The following is a 17254-nucleotide window of genomic DNA, read 5'->3' as shown; positions in this document are numbered from 1 at the left end:
TGCCTAACCTGCCCCCGCAGCCTGTGGATGAAGTGGCTCACAGACCCGTTTTCCGAACCACACCGGTGTAATTATCCACAAGCTACTTGCCAGCTATCTTCTAGGCTTTTCATCCCCTAGAGTGGCCCAGTAGCCGATTATCCACGGACTGTGCATAACCCTGTGGATGAAGCTGAATCCATCCTGGTTCATGACTCGCGGCTGCAGGCAATGCAGGCAAAGCAAGTTTTGAGGGAACCGATTGATGACAGTAGACGAAGCCAACCACGCCAATACTGTCGGAAGTTCCTGGCGGCGCGTCATCAGCCTGCTGGAGCAGGACCACCGCGTTTCACCACGGCAGCGGGGCTTTGTCATCCTTGCCCAGGCCCAAGGCCTGATCGGTTCCACGCTCCTGGTGGCCGTCCCGAACGAACTCACCCGCGAAGTTCTCCAGACCCAGGTCAAGGACGCCCTGGACGATGCGTTGCACAACGTTTTCTCCGAGGACATCCGCTGCGCCATCGACGTCGATACCGACCTGGTTCCTATCCACACGGAGCCTGAACCCGTCGTCGTCGAGCCGTCCTTCTCCCCGGACCAGCTCATTGAGCAGAAGCCGCAGCCCATGCTGCCCAGCACGTCGCACGAGTTCGGCCGGCTGAACCCGAAGTATGTGTTCGATACCTTCGTCATTGGTTCGTCCAACCGCTTTGCGCACGCCGCCGCCGTCGCAGTGGCTGAAGCGCCCGCGAAGGCGTACAACCCGCTCTTCATCTACGGCGATTCGGGACTGGGGAAGACACACCTCCTGCACGCAATCGGCCACTATGCCCGCCGGCTCTACAGCGGCATCCGTGTCCGCTACGTGAACTCGGAAGAGTTCACCAACGACTTCATCAACTCCATCCGTGACGATGAAGGCGCCAGCTTCAAGACCACCTACCGCAACGTCGACGTACTGCTCATCGACGACATCCAGTTCCTCGCGGGCAAGGACCGGACGCTGGAGGAGTTCTTCCACACGTTCAACTCGCTGCACAACAACAACAAGCAGGTGGTGATCACCTCGGACCAGCCGCCCAAGCTGCTAGCAGGGTTCGAGGACCGCATGAAGTCACGGTTCGAGTGGGGCCTGCTCACCGATATCCAGCCGCCTGAACTTGAAACCCGAATTGCCATCCTCCGCAAGAAGGCACTGAGCGAAGGCCTGTCCGCACCGGACGACGCCCTCGAGTACATCGCCTCCAAGATTTCCAGCAACATCCGGGAGCTCGAGGGCGCGCTGATCCGCGTCACCGCGTTCGCCAGCCTCAACCGCCAGCCCGTTGATGTGGCCCTTGCCGAGATGGTCCTCAAGGACCTCATCACCGACGACGGCGCCCAGGAGATCACATCCAGCCAGATCCTGCAGCAGACCGCCGAGTACTTCAAGCTGAGCATGGAAGAGCTGTGCAGCAAATCGCGCACCCGGACCCTGGTGACTGCACGACAGATCGCCATGTACCTCTGCCGTGAGCTCACGGACATGTCCCTGCCGAAGATTGGCCAGGAACTTGGCGGCCGCGACCACACCACGGTGATCCATGCCGACAGGAAGATCCGCGAGCTGATGGCCGAGCGCCGTGTGATCTACAACCAGGTGACCGAGCTGACCAACCGCATCAAGCAGCAGCAGCGCGACTCGTAGCCCCCGCATCTATACCTTATTAACAGGTGCATGTGGATAAGCCTGTGGATACTTAAGGGGACAACCGCGGTTAATGGGCTTAAAACCCTTAAGGCGCCTGTGGATTCGAAAAATCGCGAAAAATGTTGTCCCCATCCACACCCTGTTTAAAACCCCCGCCACCCACAGTCCATGAACAGGGCTTAACCGCCGGATCTTGCGGTGAGCGGGAGTTATCCACAGTTTCCACAGCAGTTATTAACACTACTAATCCCAAGAAATTGAAATCCCTCAAACAACAAGACCCGTCCACCCTCCCGAACCTCTCCAGGCCAAGCGGCCCAAAGGGGGCCTGGCCGACTTGGGGGATGGGTTAATCCCGGATCTTCCGGCTAAGCTGTCAGCAGCGCTCCCATCCCCGGGTTTTTGTGTGGTTCCCGCAGCACGGACCATGCACCAACACGGGCGGGGCAACAACTCTTCGGAACTCCCGGCGGGACGTTTCGGGAACATCAACGCAGCAGCAATGAAAGGCGGCACCCTTCCGTGAAGTTCAGAGTCGATCGGGACGTCCTGGCAGAAGCCGTCACCTGGACAGCCCGCTCGTTGTCTCCGCGGCCGCCCGTACCGGTCCTGTCCGGATTGCTGTTGAAGGCCGAAGCCGGCACCGTGAGCCTCTCGAGCTTTGACTACGAGACCTCTGCCCGGCTGGAAATCGCAGCGGACATCAGGGACGAGGGCACCATCCTAGTTTCCGGCCGGCTCCTGGCCGACATCTGCCGCAGCCTGCCCTCTGCTCCAGTCGACGTTGAAACCGACGGCAACAAGGTGACCCTGACCTGCCGACGCAGCAGCTTCCACCTGGCCACCATGCCCGAGGCCGAGTACCCGCCGCTTCCCGCACTTCCGCCCATCAGCGGCACCGTTCCCGGCGATGCTTTCGCCCAGGCGGTATCGCAGGTGATCATCGCCGCAAGCAAGGACGACACCCTGCCCATCCTCACCGGGGTGCGGATGGAAATCGAGGACGACCTCATTACGCTCCTCGCCACCGACCGCTACCGGCTGGCCATGCGCGAAGTTCCGTGGAAGCCGGTGACTCCCGGCATCTCGACCAGTGCACTGGTCAAGGCCAAAACCCTGAACGAAGTGGCCAAAACCCTCGGCAACAGCGGCGACATCCACCTCGCCCTGGCCGATGACGAAAGCCGGCTGATCGGATTCGAAAGCGGCGGACGCACCACCACCTCGCTGCTGGTTGATGGCGACTACCCCAAGATCCGCTCACTCTTCCCGGACTCCACCCCTATTCACGCCACCGTGCAGACCCAGGAACTCGTGGAAGCAGTCCGGCGCGTCTCCCTCGTGGCAGAACGCAACACACCGGTCCGCCTGGCCTTCACCCAGGGCCAGCTGAACCTGGATGCCGGCACGGGAGAGGACGCCCAGGCCTCCGAAGAGCTGGAAGCCCAGCTTTCCGGTGAGGACATCACGGTGGCCTTCAACCCCCATTACCTGGTGGAGGGACTGAGCGTGATCGAAACCAAGTTCGTCCGGTTCTCCTTCACCACCGCTCCCAAGCCCGCCATGATCACGGCCCAGGCTGACGCCGACGGCGAGGACCAGGATGACTACCGTTACCTGGTGATGCCCGTCCGCCTGCCCAACTAATCCCCACCGCCACCCTCGCCTCGCAAGTCCCCATCGGCCAGGGAACCCTGGCGGCGGGGGCCCCACACAGTTGGGCTGCCCACGAATTGTTCCCACCCCCTAGCGCAGAAAAGAGTGCCACCATGCACATTGGACTGATTGGCCTTGGCAAAATGGGATTCAACATGCGCGAACGGCTGCGCAAGGGCGGGGTTGAGGTCACCGGATACGACCGCAACCCGGAGGTGACCGACGCCGGCTCCATCGATGAGCTCCTGGCGGCAGTTCCCACTCCGCGGCTCATCTGGGTCATGGTTCCCGCCGGCGACATCACCGATGCCGTCATCAAGGAGTTGGGCGAGAAGCTCAGCGAGGGCGACCTTGTGATTGACGGCGGCAACTCCCGCTTCACCGAAGACCAGAAGCACGGTGAACTCCTGGCCGCCAAGGGGATCCATTTCGCGGACTGCGGAGTTTCCGGCGGAGTCTGGGGACTGCAAAACGGCTACGGTCTCATGGCTGGCGGAGACGCCGCGGACATTGAGCGGGCACTTCCTGTCTTCGACGCCCTGCGCCCCGAGGGGGACCGCGCGGACAGCTTTGTCCACGTGGGCGGAATCGGCGCGGGCCACTACGCCAAGATGGTCCACAACGGGATCGAATACGGCCTGATGCAGGCATATGCCGAGGGCTACCAGCTGCTGGCGTCCAAGGACATCATCAGTGACCTGCCCGGAACGTTCCGTGCCTGGCAAAAGGGCACCGTGGTCCGGTCCTGGCTGCTGGACCTCCTGGTCAAGGCCCTCGATGAGGATCCGGGCCTGCAGAACATCGACGACTACGTCGAGGATTCCGGTGAGGGCAGGTGGACAGTGGAAGAAGCCATTGCCAACGCCATTCCGGCTCCGGCCATCACTGCGGCGCTGTTCGCCCGGTTCGAGTCCCGCGAGGACAGTTCTCCGGCCATGAAGATGGTGTCCGCGCTGCGCCACCAGTTCGGCGGCCACGCCACCCGTCCCGCCAAGTAATGCCCAGCAGGGAACCGCGAGTTCCCGGAATTGCCGAAAAGCCGCGTGTACCTAGAACACCTCTCCCTGACTGACTTCCGCAGTTATGCCCAGGTTGACCTTGCCCTGGGGCCGGGTGTCACCGTCCTGGTCGGATACAACGGCATCGGCAAAACCAACCTGATGGAAGCCATCGGCTACCTGGCCACCCTCAGCTCACACCGCGTCAGCTCGGACGCTCCGCTCCTGCGGTTTGGGACGGAGCGCGCGCTGGTCAGGGCAAGGCTGGTCCGCGGGGAACAGATCACTGTCCTGGAACTGGAAATCAACGCGGGGCGGGCCAACCGCGGACGCATCAACCGCAGCAACCCGGTGCGGGCACGCGATCTCCTGGGGATTTGCCAGACAGTTTTATTCGCGCCGGAGGACCTGGCGCTGGTCAAGGGCGATCCTTCCAACCGCCGCCGTTTCCTCGACGAGCTGTTGGCCAGCCTCATTCCACACCACGCGGCCACCCGCAGCGATTACGACCGCGTCCTGAAGCAGCGCAACGCCCTGCTGAAATCCGCCCGCGCCGGCAAATTCACGCATGCCCATGAGGCAACCCTGGATGTGTGGGACCAGCACATGGCCAAGGCCGGGGCCGAACTGCTCCACGCGCGCCTTGAGCTGGTTGAACGCCTGCGGCCGCACCTGGGCCGCGCGTATGCGCAGCTGACTGATGCGTCAAAACCGGCCGACGCCGTCTACCGTTCCAGCCTCCAGAACCAGATGGACGACGACGGCGCCCCGCAGCGAAGTGCCGCCGGCACCAGTGCCGGGGGTACTTCGGCTGACATGGAGGACCTGCGGCAGTTCTCTGTGGAACAGCTCGCTGACCGGTACATCAAGGCCTTCGCAGAATCGCGCCGCAAGGAGATAGAGCGGGGCATTTCGCTGGTGGGTCCGCACCGTGACGAACTGGAACTCATCCTGGGCCAGGCCCCGGCCAAGGGCTACGCATCCCACGGCGAAACCTGGTCCATGTGCCTGTCCCTTCGGCTCGCCTCCTATTACGTGATGCTGGATGACACCAGGACGGGAGGGTCTGCTCCCATCCTGATCCTGGACGACGTTTTTGCCGAGCTGGACGTCCAGCGCCGGCGTAAACTGGCCGCAATAGTCTCCGGCGCGGAACAGGTCCTGGTGACCGCCGCCGTCGACGCCGACATCCCGGAAGAGCTCTCCGGACGGCGGGTGAAAGTCATCCCGGGAGGTATTGATGAGCAGGGACAGTGAAAAAGGCGGCGGGCTCCAGCCCGGCCGCGACCCCGACAACATCGATGCTCCCCAGGTTGCCCTGAACAGGATGCGGGACGCCGCCGCGGCGCGGGGCGAGATCCGCAGGACGGCATCCCGCCCGGGTTCCGCCAAAGCCAAGAAGGGCATCCGGGACACCCGCGGCTTCAGCCAGTTCCACGCCAGCGGCCGCGACCCCCTCGGATTGGGCAAGGTGGTGGGGCGGCTTGTGGCCGAACGCGGCTGGACCTCGCCCGTGGCAGTGGGATCCGTCATGGCGGAATGGGCCACGTTGGTTGGCCCCGAAATCTCGGCCCACTGCACGCCCGAAAGCTTTACCGACACCACCCTCCACGTCCGCTGCGACTCAACCGCCTGGGCCACCCAGCTCCGGCTCCTCAGCACCAGCCTGCTGGAGAAGTTCCGGGTGGAGCTGGGCGACGGAGTGGTGACGAAGATCCAGGTTTTGGGCCCCTCCGCACCGAGCTGGCGCAAGGGCGGCCGGTCCGTCAACGGACGGGGTCCCCGCGACACCTACGGGTAGCGCCGGCGGCGGAGTCTTGAAAATCGACGTAGCGGCGTGTAGAGCCCTGAAAGGGCAGGAGGGTGTATAGGCACCCGGAGGCCGTCCCGCCAGCGCGCCCTAGGCGTGGCCAACGGCCTCCCGCAGGCACACCACTGCCCGCGGAAGGCCCCGGAATGCGGGGAAATAGCCGTCAGCACGGTAGAATCGTTGTAGATAACTGGGCGCGGGTGAACGTTGACTGGGTCCGTTTTCCGCGTGTTTTAAGCCCGCGGAACGCGGGTCAACCGTCAGCCATACATCGGCGCTACAAGTTTGTGCCTGTTGGCGGATGACTTCCTGCGGTGACCGGGGAAGGAGTCGGCCGGCCATCATCGAGAACAGAGGAGTCGACAGCGCCTGTGGCTAACGACAATACAGATATTCTGGCAGCTGAACCCGCAGTCGAGGATGCCCGCACGCCTGACACCCCGGCCGCTCCAGGGACGCAGCGTGAATACGGCGCCAGCGACATCACTGTCCTTGAAGGCCTGGAAGCCGTCCGGAAACGGCCAGGCATGTACATCGGCTCCACGGGACCGCGCGGACTCCACCACCTTGTCTATGAAGTTGTTGACAACTCCGTTGACGAGGCCCTGGCCGGCTACTGCACGCATATCGAGGTTTTCCTTCAGGCCGACGGCGGCGTGAAGGTTGTGGACGACGGCCGCGGTATCCCCGTGGACATGCACCCCACGGAACACAAGCCCACGGTTGAAGTGGTCATGACCATCCTGCACGCCGGCGGAAAGTTCGGCGGCGGCGGATACGCCGTCTCCGGCGGGCTCCACGGCGTCGGCATTTCCGTAGTGAATGCCCTGTCCAGCCGCGTGGATACTGAAGTACGGCGCCAGGGGCACGTCTGGCGCATGTCCTTTGCGGAGGGCGGCAAGCCGCAGGGCAGCCTGGTCAAGGGCGAGGAGACAGACCGCACCGGCACCACCCAGACGTTCTACCCGGATCCCGCCATCTTCGAAATCACCGAGTTCGACTTCGAGACGCTCCGCGCCCGCTTCCAGCAGATGGCCTTCCTCAACAAGGGACTCCGCATCACGCTCACGGACGAGCGCACCTCCGCCGAAGCTGACGGCGACGCCGACCTTGACCTGGACGCCGTGGCGACAGAGGGCGAGGTCAGCGCGGAGCATCGCACCGTGGTGTACCAGTACGACGACGGCCTGCTCGACTACGTCAAGCACCTGAACTCGGGCAAGAAGGTGGATGTGGTCCATGAGGACGTCATCGCCTTTGAAACCGAGGACAAGGATCGGAAGATCGCCCTCGAAATGGCCATGCAGTGGACCAATGCATACTCGGAGAGCGTGCACACGTACGCCAACACCATCAACACCCACGAGGGCGGAACCCACGAAGAGGGCTTCCGGGCCGCGATGACGTCCCTGATCAACCGCTACGCGCGCGAAAAGGGAATCATCAAGGAAAAGGACGACAACCTGACCGGTGATGACATCCGTGAAGGCCTCACTGCTGTCATCTCCGTGAAACTTGCCGAACCCCAGTTCGAAGGCCAGACCAAAACCAAGCTCGGCAACTCTGAGGTCAAGGGCTTTGTGCAGCGCGTGGTCACTGACGGCCTGGGCGACTGGCTGGAGCGCAACCCTGGCCCTGCCCGCGATGTCATCCGGAAGGCGATCTCCGCAGCGCAAGCCCGCATGGCCGCACGCAAGGCCAGGGACAATGCGCGCCGCAAGAGCCCCCTGGAATCCTTCGGCATGCCCGGCAAGCTCTCCGACTGCTCCTCGAAGAACCCGGAGAAATGCGAGGTCTACATTGTGGAGGGCGACTCCGCAGGCGGTTCCGCCAAGCGCGGCCGCAATCCGGAGACCCAGGCCATCCTTCCCCTCCGGGGCAAAATCCTGAACGTGGAACGCGCACGCCTGGACAAGGCACTGGGAAACGCCGAAGTCCAGTCCATGATCACTGCCTTCGGCACGGGTATCGGCGAGGACTTCGACCTCTCCAAGCTGCGGTACCACAAGATCGTCCTGATGGCCGATGCGGACGTGGACGGCCAGCACATCACAACCCTGCTGATGACCCTGCTGTTCCGCTACATGCGGCCCCTGATCGAAAATGGCTACGTCTACCTGGCCCAGCCGCCGTTGTACCGCATCAAGTGGTCCAACGCCGCGCACGATTACGTCTACAGCGACCGCGAACGCGACGCCAAGCTCGTGGCCGGCCAAGCCGCCGGGCGCCGCATCCCCAAGGACAACGGCATCCAGCGCTACAAGGGCCTCGGCGAAATGGATTACACCGAGCTGTGGGACACCACCATGGACCCGGACCACCGCACGCTGCTGCAGGTGACGATGGACGACGCCCTCGCGGCCGACCAGATTTTCTCTGTCCTGATGGGCGAGGACGTCGAATCACGCCGCAACTTCATCCAGCAGAACGCCAAGGACGTCAGGTTCCTCGATATCTAGGACAGGGTCCGCCAGATATTCGGTTACTGACATATACCTGAAACGGAATTTAATATGAGCGACGAAACACCCGAGAACCCGGCCTCCGAGGACGGCATTCCGGACACCGTTCTTGAAGGCGATGTGCTGATAGACCGCGTGGAGCAGGTGGACCTGCAGACTGAAATGCAGCGGTCCTACCTGGACTATGCAATGGCCGTCATTGTTGGCCGTGCCCTTCCCGATGTCCGCGACGGACTGAAGCCCGTGCACCGCCGGGTCCTTTACGCAATGTTCGACGGCGGATACCGTCCGGACCGCTCCTTCAACAAGTGCGCCCGCGTGGTGGGCGAGGTCATGGGCCAGTACCACCCCCACGGCGACACAGCGATCTACGATGCACTGGTCCGTCTCATCCAGGACTGGACCATGCGCTACCCCCTGGCGCTGGGCCAGGGCAACTTCGGCTCCCCGGGCAACGACGGCGCTGCCGCCCCGCGGTACACCGAAACAAAGATGGCTCCGCTGGCCATGGAGATGGTCCGTGACATCGACGAGGAAACCGTCGACTTCCAGGACAACTACGACGGCAAGAACCAGGAACCCACCATCCTGCCCGCCCGTTTCCCCAACCTCCTGGTGAACGGCTCCTCAGGCATCGCCGTCGGCATGGCCACCAACATCCCGCCGCACAACCTCCGCGAAGTAGCCGACGGCGTGCAGTGGTACCTGTCCAACCCCACGGCCAGCCGTGAGGAACTGCTGGAGGAACTCCTGCTGCGGGTCAAAGGCCCCGATTTCCCCACCGGCGCCACCATTCTGGGCCACAAGGGCATTGAGGACGCCTACCGGACCGGCCGCGGTTCGGTCACCATGCGCGCTGTGGTGAACGTGGAGGAACTCCAGGGCCGCACCTGCCTGGTGGTCACTGAGCTCCCGTACCAGGCCAACCCGGACAACCTGGCCATCAAGATCGCCGAACTTGTCAAGGACGGCAAGATCCAAGGCATTGCCGACCTCCGGGACGAAACCTCCGGCCGCACCGGGCAGCGGCTGGTGATCGTGCTGAAGCGCGACGCCGTGCCCAAGGTGGTACTGAACAACCTCTACAAGCACACAGAGCTGCAGAGCAACTTCTCCGCGAACATGCTTGCCATCGTTGACGGAGTTCCCCGGACGCTGAGCCTGGACGCCTTTATCCGGCACTGGGTCACCCACCAGCTGGACGTCATCGCGCGCCGCACCCGGTACCGGCTGCGCAAGGCCGAGGAAGAAGCCCACATCCTGCGGGCACTCCTGAAGGCACTGGACATGCTGGATGAAGTGATCGCCCTCATCCGGGCGTCCAACACCACCGAAGCCGCGCGGGACGGTCTGATGGAGCTGCTGGACATCGACGAGCTGCAGGCCCGGGCCATCCTGGACATGCAGCTGCGCCGCCTTGCAGCCCTTGAACGCCAGAAGATCCAGGACCGGCACGCCGAACTCGAAGCCCTGATCGCCGAGTACAACCAGATCCTTGGCTCGGAGCAGCGCCAGCGCGAGATCATCAGCACCGAGCTGGGCGAGATCGTGGACAAGCACGGGGATGACCGCCGCACCAAGATCCTGATGGGCTTTGACGGCGACATGTCCATGGAGGACCTCATTCCCGAAGAGGAAATGGTGGTCACCATCACCCGGGGCGGCTACGTCAAGCGCACCCGCAGCGACAACTACCGGTCCCAGCAGCGCGGTGGCAAGGGCATCAAGGGTGCCCAGCTCCGTGGTGATGATGTTGTGGAGCACTTCTTCGTCACCACAACGCACCACTGGCTCCTCTTCTTCACGAACCTGGGCCGGGTGTACCGGGCCAAGGCGTACGAACTGATGGAAGCCGGCCGCGACGCCAAGGGCCAGCATGTGGCAAACCTGATGGCATTCCAGCCGGACGAGCACATCGCCCAGATCCTGGACCTGAAGGACTACCAGCAGGCTCCCTACCTGGTGCTTGCAACCAAGCGCGGGCTGGTCAAGAAGACCCGGCTGGAGGATTACGACACCAACCGCTCCGCGGGCGTTATTGCCATCAACCTCCGCGACGGGGACGAACTGGTGTCCGCGCAGCTGGTGTCCGAAACGGACGACCTCCTGCTGGTGTCCCGCAAGGGCCAGTCCATCCGCTTCACCGCAACGGAGGATGCGCTGCGCCCCATGGGACGGGCAACCTCCGGCGTCACCGGCATGAAATTCCGTGAAGAGGATGAACTGCTGGCCGCCAACGTGGTGACCGACGGCTCCTACGTCTTCATCGTCACCGAGGGCGGTTACGCCAAGCGGACGGCTGTGGAGGAATACCGGCTCCAGGGCCGTGGCGGGCTGGGCATCAAGGTAGCCAAGCTCGCCGAAGAACGCGGTGACCTGGTGGGGGCACTGATTGTCCAAGAGGAGGACGAGGTCCTGGTGGTCATGGAGGGCGGCAAGGTGGTCCGCTCCTCGGTTGCCGGAGTCCCCGCCAAGGGACGTGACACCATGGGCGTCATCTTCGCCAAGCCGGACAAAAATGACCGGATTATCGAGGTGGCACGCAACAGCGAACGGGGTCTTGAGGGCGAGGAATCGCTGGAGGATGACGTAACGTTGGCTGAAGATGGCGGATCCCCCGAGGATTCCACCAGCCCAGCAGTGGCAGAAGAATCACCGGCCGTTGAGTCAGAGGACGCCTCGGGCGACGCTGAGCCGAACGAAGACTACACGGAGGTAACGAGTGAGTAATCCCGACTCATTTCCCAAGTCGAACAGTACCGTTCCCGACGGCAACCGGCCCTCGGCCGCACCCCGGGTAAACGCCCCCGTTCGTCCGCAGCAGCGCCCGGCCGCGCCCGCCGCCGCCCCCGGGCAGCGCCCCGCCGTTCCCGGCCAGCGTCCCGGGCAGGGACAGAACGAACGTCCGGCAGGCCAGCCCGGCCAGCGCCCGGTCCAGGGACAGCCCGGCCAGAGGCCCGCGGCAGCCGGCCAGCGTCCTGCGGGTGCTCCGGGGCAGGGAAATCCAGGCCTTGTGAAGCCTGCTCCGAAAGCTAAGGTACGGCGCGCCCGGCTGCTCATCAGCAAGGTGGACCCGTGGTCTGTCCTGAAGATGGCCTTCCTGCTGTCCGTGGCGCTGGGAATCGTTACGGTCGTGGCGGCCATCGTCCTGTGGACCGTCCTTGACCTGACGGGCATCTTCGACCAGGTGGACAGCCTGCTGGGCACCCTGGCCGGCTCCGAGGGCGGCGGCTTCGAGCTGAAGAAGGTCGCTTCCCTGGGCCAGGTGGCATCGTTCGCCACCATCATCGCTGTGGTGAACGTGGTCCTGCTGACCGCGCTTTCCATGCTTTCCGCTGTTCTTTACAACATCTCTGCCACCCTGGTGGGCGGCATTGGCGTTACCCTCACGGACGACTAAGGTCCAGTTTCCGCAGGCCTGACAGCTGCGGAAAGGCCCGATTTGAGATCGGGCCGGGATGTGCTGTAAAGTCATGTCTCGGCCCGATGAGGCATCGGGGCGTATAGCTCAGGCGGTTAGAGCGCTTCGCTGATAACGAAGAGGTCCCAGGTTCAAGTCCTGGTACGCCCACGGAACCTGTGCAGGTTCAAGTGTAGGTTCGGATTGCGCAACCCGCAGCCGGACCGGAACGGGGAGCATGTGAAGAAGTTGCTTGTACTGGCAGCGGCAATCGCAGGCGTCCTGGTCTACCGGAAAGCACAGGAATCCGAGGCCCGGAAAGATGTCTGGAGCAAGTCAACCGACACGGTGGACTAGCCCCGGTGCCCGGACCGGAGCTGGTCAAAGGCTCCTCGGTTCTAGGGTATGATTGACGGGTTGCTTCTTATGGGGGCATGGCGCAATTGGTAGCGCACCTGCTTTGCAAGCAGGGGGTTCGGGGTTCGAGTCCCCGTGCCTCCACCATAGGAAAGTCCCGGTCAGCGGAAACGCTGGCCGGGACTTTTGCTTTCGCAGCCGGACTGCGGAAATGTCCGGGCCGGCTGCGCATTAGGGTAGTCCAGTGAACTTCTTTCTCGCGGCCGTCGGCGTGTTGGGTGTCGCCTCATCCGGCCCGCTGATTGCTGCCACCCTTGGGGCCACAACCGTCAGTGCCCTGGCCATAGCCTTCTGGCGTAACGCCATCGGCGCCGCCGTGATGGCCTCCCCCACCCTCATCCGCGAGCCCCGGCAGTTTGGCAGGATCAGCCGTGGCGAGTTCCGCTGGTGCCTGCTGGCCGCCGTCGCGCTGGCCCTGCACTTCGCCTGCTTTATCACCTCCCTGCAGCTGACCTCTGTTGCTGCCGCTACAGCCCTGGTCTGCCTGCAGTCGGCTTGGATAGCTGTCTTCCAGCTCTTCCGCGGCACCCGCCACCGGTGGCAGGTGCTGGCTGGACTGGGCATCGCCTTCGGCGGCGTGGTTGCCATCACCGGATTCGACATGGGGTCGTCGCCGGATGCCCTGCTGGGTGACCTGCTGGCTGTCGCCGGCGGGGCGCTGGCCGGCCTCTACACCCTGGCAGGAGGAAAGGCCCGGCAAAGCATGACCACGGGCACCTACACCACGCTCTGCTACGGCATGTGCGCAGCCCTGGTCGCCGTCCTCGCGGTCCTGGGCGGGCAACCCCTAGTGGGCTTTGAAGCCGCAGGCTGGCTGGGGATCCTGGCCATCACGGTCTGCGCGCAACTGGTGGGACATACCGCGTTCAACCACCTGCTGGCCACCATGAGTCCGCTCCTGGTCTCAATGATCATCCTCCTGGAGATCCCGGGCGCCGCAGTGCTTGCCGCGGTCTTCCTCCACGAAACCCTACCCGCCGGTACCTACGCCGGCCTCGGCCTCATTCTGGCGGGACTTGCCGTGGTGGTGCTGGGCCAGCGGTCCGGGAAAACCGCGCGCCGTGGAAGGGGAGCAGCAGGCGGGCGGGAGGAACCGCCGTCGGAGCGTCCGCTCGCTGAGCTCGGGACTGACTGACGCCGCCCCGGGGGCCCTTTACTGGCCGCCGCGGCGTACAGGCTGGGCGGTATTCACGGTGTGGATAGCGCGGAGGAGCTTGGCCGGGAAATACACCGAAAAGAACACCACCATGGGAGCCTTCAGCGCCATCTTCTTGACGTTGTGCGCTTTGTAGGTCCGGTCAAAGCGGGTGACGTAGTAGCGGTAGTCCCGCGGTGAATCCTCAAGCCTGCGGGCAGACATCCCGGACACCATCTGCGGGCAGTACTGGATCTTGAGATCGTTCTCGGCCAGATGCAGGGACAAGTCGATGTCCTCGTGCATCTCGTCCCTCTCGTCGCGGCAGGTTTCGGCCCGGATGATTTGCCACGCCGTGGAACGCAGGGCCATGTTGGAGCCGAAGAGGAAGTGGTACTGGTGCTTGGCCAGTTTCAACATGAGCTGGCGCATCTTGTCGTCTGCTTTGAGCCCGAACCGGCGCATCGGCATGTCGTAGTACACCACCGGGCCGGTGGCTGCCTGGACGGACTGGTCGAGGAAAGCCTTCTGCACCTGCTCCACCCAGTCCGGCTCCACCACCGAATCGGCGTCGATCCTGCCCAGGACGTCCCCGGTGGCGTGATCCAGCCCGAAGTTCCGGGTGGGGATGAGCCCCTGCTCCTTGTCCTGGCTGAGCAGGATAATGGGGCTTTCCGGGTATTCAAGCTGCATCTGCTGCACAATGCGGGCCGTGCGATCCTTGGACAGGTTGTCCACAACCAGGATCTCGTGGGCCGGGACGGACTGGTAGATAGCGGCTATGAGGCATTGCCGGATGACGCTTTCCTCGTTGTACGCCGGAATGACAATGGACACGCGGGGCAGGTCTGCTGCGTCGTTCAAGGCATCCCCAGAGGATTGTTCGGCTGGCATCGGTTCAAATCTAGCACCGAACCGGTGCCCTGCCCCGGACACAGTAGCCATCGGAGACAGGAAAAGGGCCCCGCCTTGCGGCGGAGCCCTTTCCGGCTGCTGCTCCGGCCCCCCAAACGCGGACCGGTCACATCAGGACTACTGAATCAGGACTGCGAAGCGCCCTTGTCACCGTTGCCCATGTTGGAGGCGATGTTCTTGGTGGCGGTCTTCGCGTCCGTGGCGGTCTTCGTTGCGCTGTCCTCAGCGTCCTCGGCAACGTGCTTTGCCTTCTCGCCGGTCTCCTCAGCCTTGTCCTCGGTGGCGGACCCGGCGGTTGCCGGAGCTGCCGCGGCAGGCGTGACCGTAGCCGGTGCCTCCTGGACCTCGTTGACCGTGGTGGCCGGTACGGGTGCGGGCGTGGGTGTTACCGGTGAAGGAGTCTTCCAGGGGTCTTCGACCGGCTTGGAGGCCTTCCAGGCTGCGACGCCGGCGGCGACCGCGGCAGCGATCACACCAAAAACCAGCCAGCCGCGCTTCTTCTTGGGGGGTTCCGGCTGTGCAAGCTGGATGCCCACCGTGCGGCCGGCCTCGGTTGCGGCTGCCTTCAGCTGCGTGCCGGTGGTCTGTGCCTGCTCCTGGATGGCATGGATGATTCCCACGTCGCCGAGTTTGTGGGCCACGGCATCGACCCGTGCCGGAGCATTTTCCAGGGTGCGGTGCACGGCCACGGATGCGGAGCCGATCTGGTCCGAAAGGCGCGGCAGGTATTCCACAACCACACGGTCACGGGCATTGAGGATCACCGGGGTGGCCTTGTCCAGCGCCTCGTGCAGCCGGGGCGACGCACTGTCCACGGCGTCGTTGATCTTCGGAGCCAGCTGGGCCAGGCCGTCCTGGATGCGCGGGGTCACCGTGGCAACACCATCGGCCAGGTTGTAGGCCGCGGACTTCAGGCCCTCCTGGACCTTCGGGGACGCGGTGTCCAGGCCATGCTGGAGGCGGTCAATGGCTGCTTCCACACGGGGGGTTGCCCAATCCTTGGCATTCTCCATTGCGCTGGTGACTGACAGTTCAAGGTCACGGGCAATACGGTCCGACTTCTTCACAACTACCTCCCGATTAATGTGACGGTTCTGTGGTTAGCCTACGTGGCTTGGTGTTCACCTGCTATTCCCCCAGCGGATTTTAGGAGGATTTCACCCAGCGCGGAACTGCGGCGGCAGCCGTTCCCTCCATAGACCGCCGTGGAAGAATAGGCCCTATGACTGCCATCGCAACTGCAAAAGCAACCATCCACACCAGCCTCGGCGACATCGTCGTCAACCTCTTCGGCAACCACGCCCCCAAGACGGTCAAGAACTTCGTTGGCCTCGCCACGGGTGAGCAGGCATGGACCCACCCGGAGACAGGCGAAGAGAAGAACGGGACGCCGCTGTACAACGGCACCATCTTCCACCGCATCATCAAGGACTTCATGATCCAGGCCGGCGATCCGCTGGGCCGCGGAACGGGCGGACCCGGTTACCGTTTCGATGACGAGATCCACCCCGAACTCAGCTTCAACCAGCCTTACAAGCTGGCCATGGCCAACGCCGGCATCCAGATGGGCAAGGGTACCAACGGCTCGCAATTCTTCATCACCACCATCCCCACGGACTGGCTGCAGGGCAAGCACACCATCTTCGGCGAGGTGGCGGACGACGACTCCAAGAAGGTCGTTGACGCCATCGAAGGTGTTCGCACCGGAATGGGCGACCGTCCGGTAGAGGACGTCACCATCAACAGCATCGACATCGAACAGCTGTAATACCGCACCATGAGTTACGGAATTCCGGCGGCTGAGCCGTCCGCCCAGGTTCCGGTGTGCCCGCGGCACCCGGACCGGCCCTCCTATGTCCGCTGCCAGCGCTGCGGACGCCCGGCCTGCCCCGACTGCCAGCGGGCGGCCGCCGTCGGATTCCAATGCGTTGACTGCGTCAACGAAACAAAACGTACGACGCCGGAGGTTCGTACCGTCTATGGCGGCGCCGTAGCTGCGGGCAAACCACGGGTGACGTTCGGAATCATCGCCGTGTGCGTCCTTGTATATGCCCTGCAGTGGCTGATTCCAGGCCAGGTGGTCTACGAACAGTTCGCCTACAACAACGTGTTCGCCACACCCCGGTACGGAGCGTTCGAACCGTGGCGCATGCTTACCGCTGCGTTCCTGCACTCGCCGGACTCGCTCCTGCACATCATCCTCAACATGTACACGCTGTGGATCTTTGGCCAGGCATTGGAGCCCCTCCTGGGCCGCGCCCGCTTCCTGGCGCTTTATTTGATTTCCGCCGTGGGCGGTTCCGTGGGATACCTCCTCCTCAACCCGGTCCTTGTTCCGGGCCAGGGACTGGTGGGCGTGGTGGGTGCATCCGGCGCCATCTTCGGCGTCTTCGGGGCCATGCTGCTGGTGCAGCGCCACCGCGGCGGCGAGACCCGGCAGCTCTGGGTACTGATCGCCATCAACGGAGTGATCGGTTTCCTCATCCCCCAGATTGCCTGGCAGGCGCACCTTGGCGGACTCATCACCGGCGGACTCTGCGCGGCCGTGCTGGCCTACACCCCCCGCGGTCCGCGGCAGCGGCTCCTTCAGGCGGTAGGACTGGCAGCAGTGCTGGCCCTGCTGATAGCCGTCAGCTGGGTGAGGATTTCCCTCTAAGCGCCTCCGCCAGCGGGGAGATCAATCGCATTATCCAGAAATCCCGCCGTCCTGCAGGACGGCGGGATCTTTTTGTTTTCCACAGCCCTTATCCACACTGTTGGTAACTTACAGCCTTGTAGTTCATCCCCAA

General features: G+C 63.6%; 14 protein-coding genes and 2 tRNA genes. 14 read left to right on the top strand and 2 right to left on the bottom strand.

Going from position 1 to position 17254, the window contains the following annotated elements:
- Positions 1-244: 244 nt before the first annotated feature.
- From dnaA to ACIQF4_RS17085, 12 genes are all read left to right on the top strand, one after another.
- Positions 245-1669 carry a chromosomal replication initiator protein DnaA gene (dnaA, locus tag ACIQF4_RS17140; protein WP_231454159.1) on the top strand — a complete coding sequence of 475 codons (1425 nt, stop codon included), beginning with the start codon at positions 245-247 and terminating at the stop codon, positions 1667-1669.
- Between the two features lie 525 nt (positions 1670-2194).
- On the top strand, positions 2195-3319 hold the full coding sequence (gene dnaN / locus ACIQF4_RS17135) for a DNA polymerase III subunit beta (protein WP_350004134.1): 1125 nt from the start codon (positions 2195-2197) through the stop codon (positions 3317-3319).
- Positions 3320-3441: 122 nt separating this feature from the next.
- Complete coding sequence (gene gnd, locus ACIQF4_RS17130; RefSeq protein WP_350004135.1) at positions 3442-4326, top strand: phosphogluconate dehydrogenase (NAD(+)-dependent, decarboxylating); 885 nt, start codon at positions 3442-3444, stop codon at positions 4324-4326.
- A gap of 45 nt (positions 4327-4371) precedes the next feature.
- Complete coding sequence (gene recF / locus ACIQF4_RS17125; protein WP_400517315.1) at positions 4372-5583, top strand: DNA replication/repair protein RecF; 1212 nt, start codon at positions 4372-4374, stop codon at positions 5581-5583.
- Positions 5567-6127 (top strand): DciA family protein, encoded by a 561-nt coding sequence (locus tag ACIQF4_RS17120; RefSeq protein WP_350004137.1) that lies wholly within the window; start codon positions 5567-5569, stop codon positions 6125-6127. Before recF ends, ACIQF4_RS17120 begins: the two co-directional genes overlap by 17 nt.
- A 380-nt stretch (positions 6128-6507) precedes the next feature.
- Positions 6508-8595 carry a DNA topoisomerase (ATP-hydrolyzing) subunit B gene (gene gyrB, locus ACIQF4_RS17115; protein WP_400517314.1) on the top strand — a complete coding sequence of 696 codons (2088 nt, stop codon included), beginning with the start codon at positions 6508-6510 and terminating at the stop codon, positions 8593-8595.
- Between the two features lie 54 nt (positions 8596-8649).
- Entirely contained in the window at positions 8650-11328 is a 2679-nt protein-coding gene (gene gyrA / locus ACIQF4_RS17110) for a DNA gyrase subunit A (RefSeq protein ID WP_400517313.1), read from the top strand.
- The gene (locus ACIQF4_RS17105) at positions 11321-11998 is read left to right on the top strand and encodes a DUF3566 domain-containing protein (protein ID WP_350004140.1); all 678 of its coding nucleotides are present in this window, start codon (positions 11321-11323) and stop codon (positions 11996-11998) included. Before gyrA ends, ACIQF4_RS17105 begins: the two co-directional genes overlap by 8 nt.
- Before the next feature lie 97 nt (positions 11999-12095).
- A tRNA-Ile gene (locus ACIQF4_RS17100) sits at positions 12096-12169 on the top strand.
- Positions 12170-12238: 69 nt separating this feature from the next.
- Positions 12239-12355, top strand: a complete 117-nt coding sequence (locus ACIQF4_RS17095; protein WP_217700331.1) for a DLW-39 family protein — start codon at positions 12239-12241, stop codon at positions 12353-12355.
- A 71-nt stretch (positions 12356-12426) separates the two neighbouring features.
- Positions 12427-12502, top strand: a tRNA-Ala gene (locus ACIQF4_RS17090).
- Between the two features lie 97 nt (positions 12503-12599).
- On the top strand, positions 12600-13550 hold the full coding sequence (locus ACIQF4_RS17085) for a DMT family transporter (protein ID WP_400517312.1): 951 nt from the start codon (positions 12600-12602) through the stop codon (positions 13548-13550).
- An 18-nt stretch (positions 13551-13568) separates the two neighbouring features.
- On the opposite strand, the gene ACIQF4_RS17080 is transcribed toward ACIQF4_RS17085, so the two are convergent.
- Together ACIQF4_RS17080 and ACIQF4_RS17075 are read right to left on the bottom strand one after the other, a co-directional pair.
- The gene (locus ACIQF4_RS17080; RefSeq protein ID WP_400517311.1) at positions 13569-14444 is read right to left on the bottom strand and encodes a glycosyltransferase; all 876 of its coding nucleotides are present in this window, start codon (positions 14442-14444) and stop codon (positions 13569-13571) included.
- A 146-nt stretch (positions 14445-14590) separates the two neighbouring features.
- On the bottom strand, positions 14591-15532 hold the full coding sequence (locus ACIQF4_RS17075; protein ID WP_350004143.1) for a hypothetical protein: 942 nt from the start codon (positions 15530-15532) through the stop codon (positions 14591-14593).
- A 155-nt stretch (positions 15533-15687) separates the two neighbouring features.
- On the opposite strand from ACIQF4_RS17075, the gene ACIQF4_RS17070 reads away from it, so the two are divergent.
- Positions 15688-16233, top strand: a complete 546-nt coding sequence (locus ACIQF4_RS17070; protein WP_231454150.1) for a peptidylprolyl isomerase — start codon at positions 15688-15690, stop codon at positions 16231-16233.
- 9 nt (positions 16234-16242) lie between these two features.
- Positions 16243-17121, top strand: coding sequence for a rhomboid family intramembrane serine protease (locus tag ACIQF4_RS17065; RefSeq protein WP_400517309.1), 879 nt, complete (start codon positions 16243-16245; stop codon positions 17119-17121).
- Positions 17122-17254 lie beyond the last annotated feature (133 nt).

This window comes from Pseudarthrobacter sp. NPDC092202 (assembly GCF_044755505.1).
In the GTDB taxonomy this organism is placed as follows: Bacteria; Actinomycetota; Actinomycetes; order Actinomycetales; family Micrococcaceae; genus Arthrobacter.
This window is presented reverse-complemented; position numbering and strand designations above follow the sequence as displayed.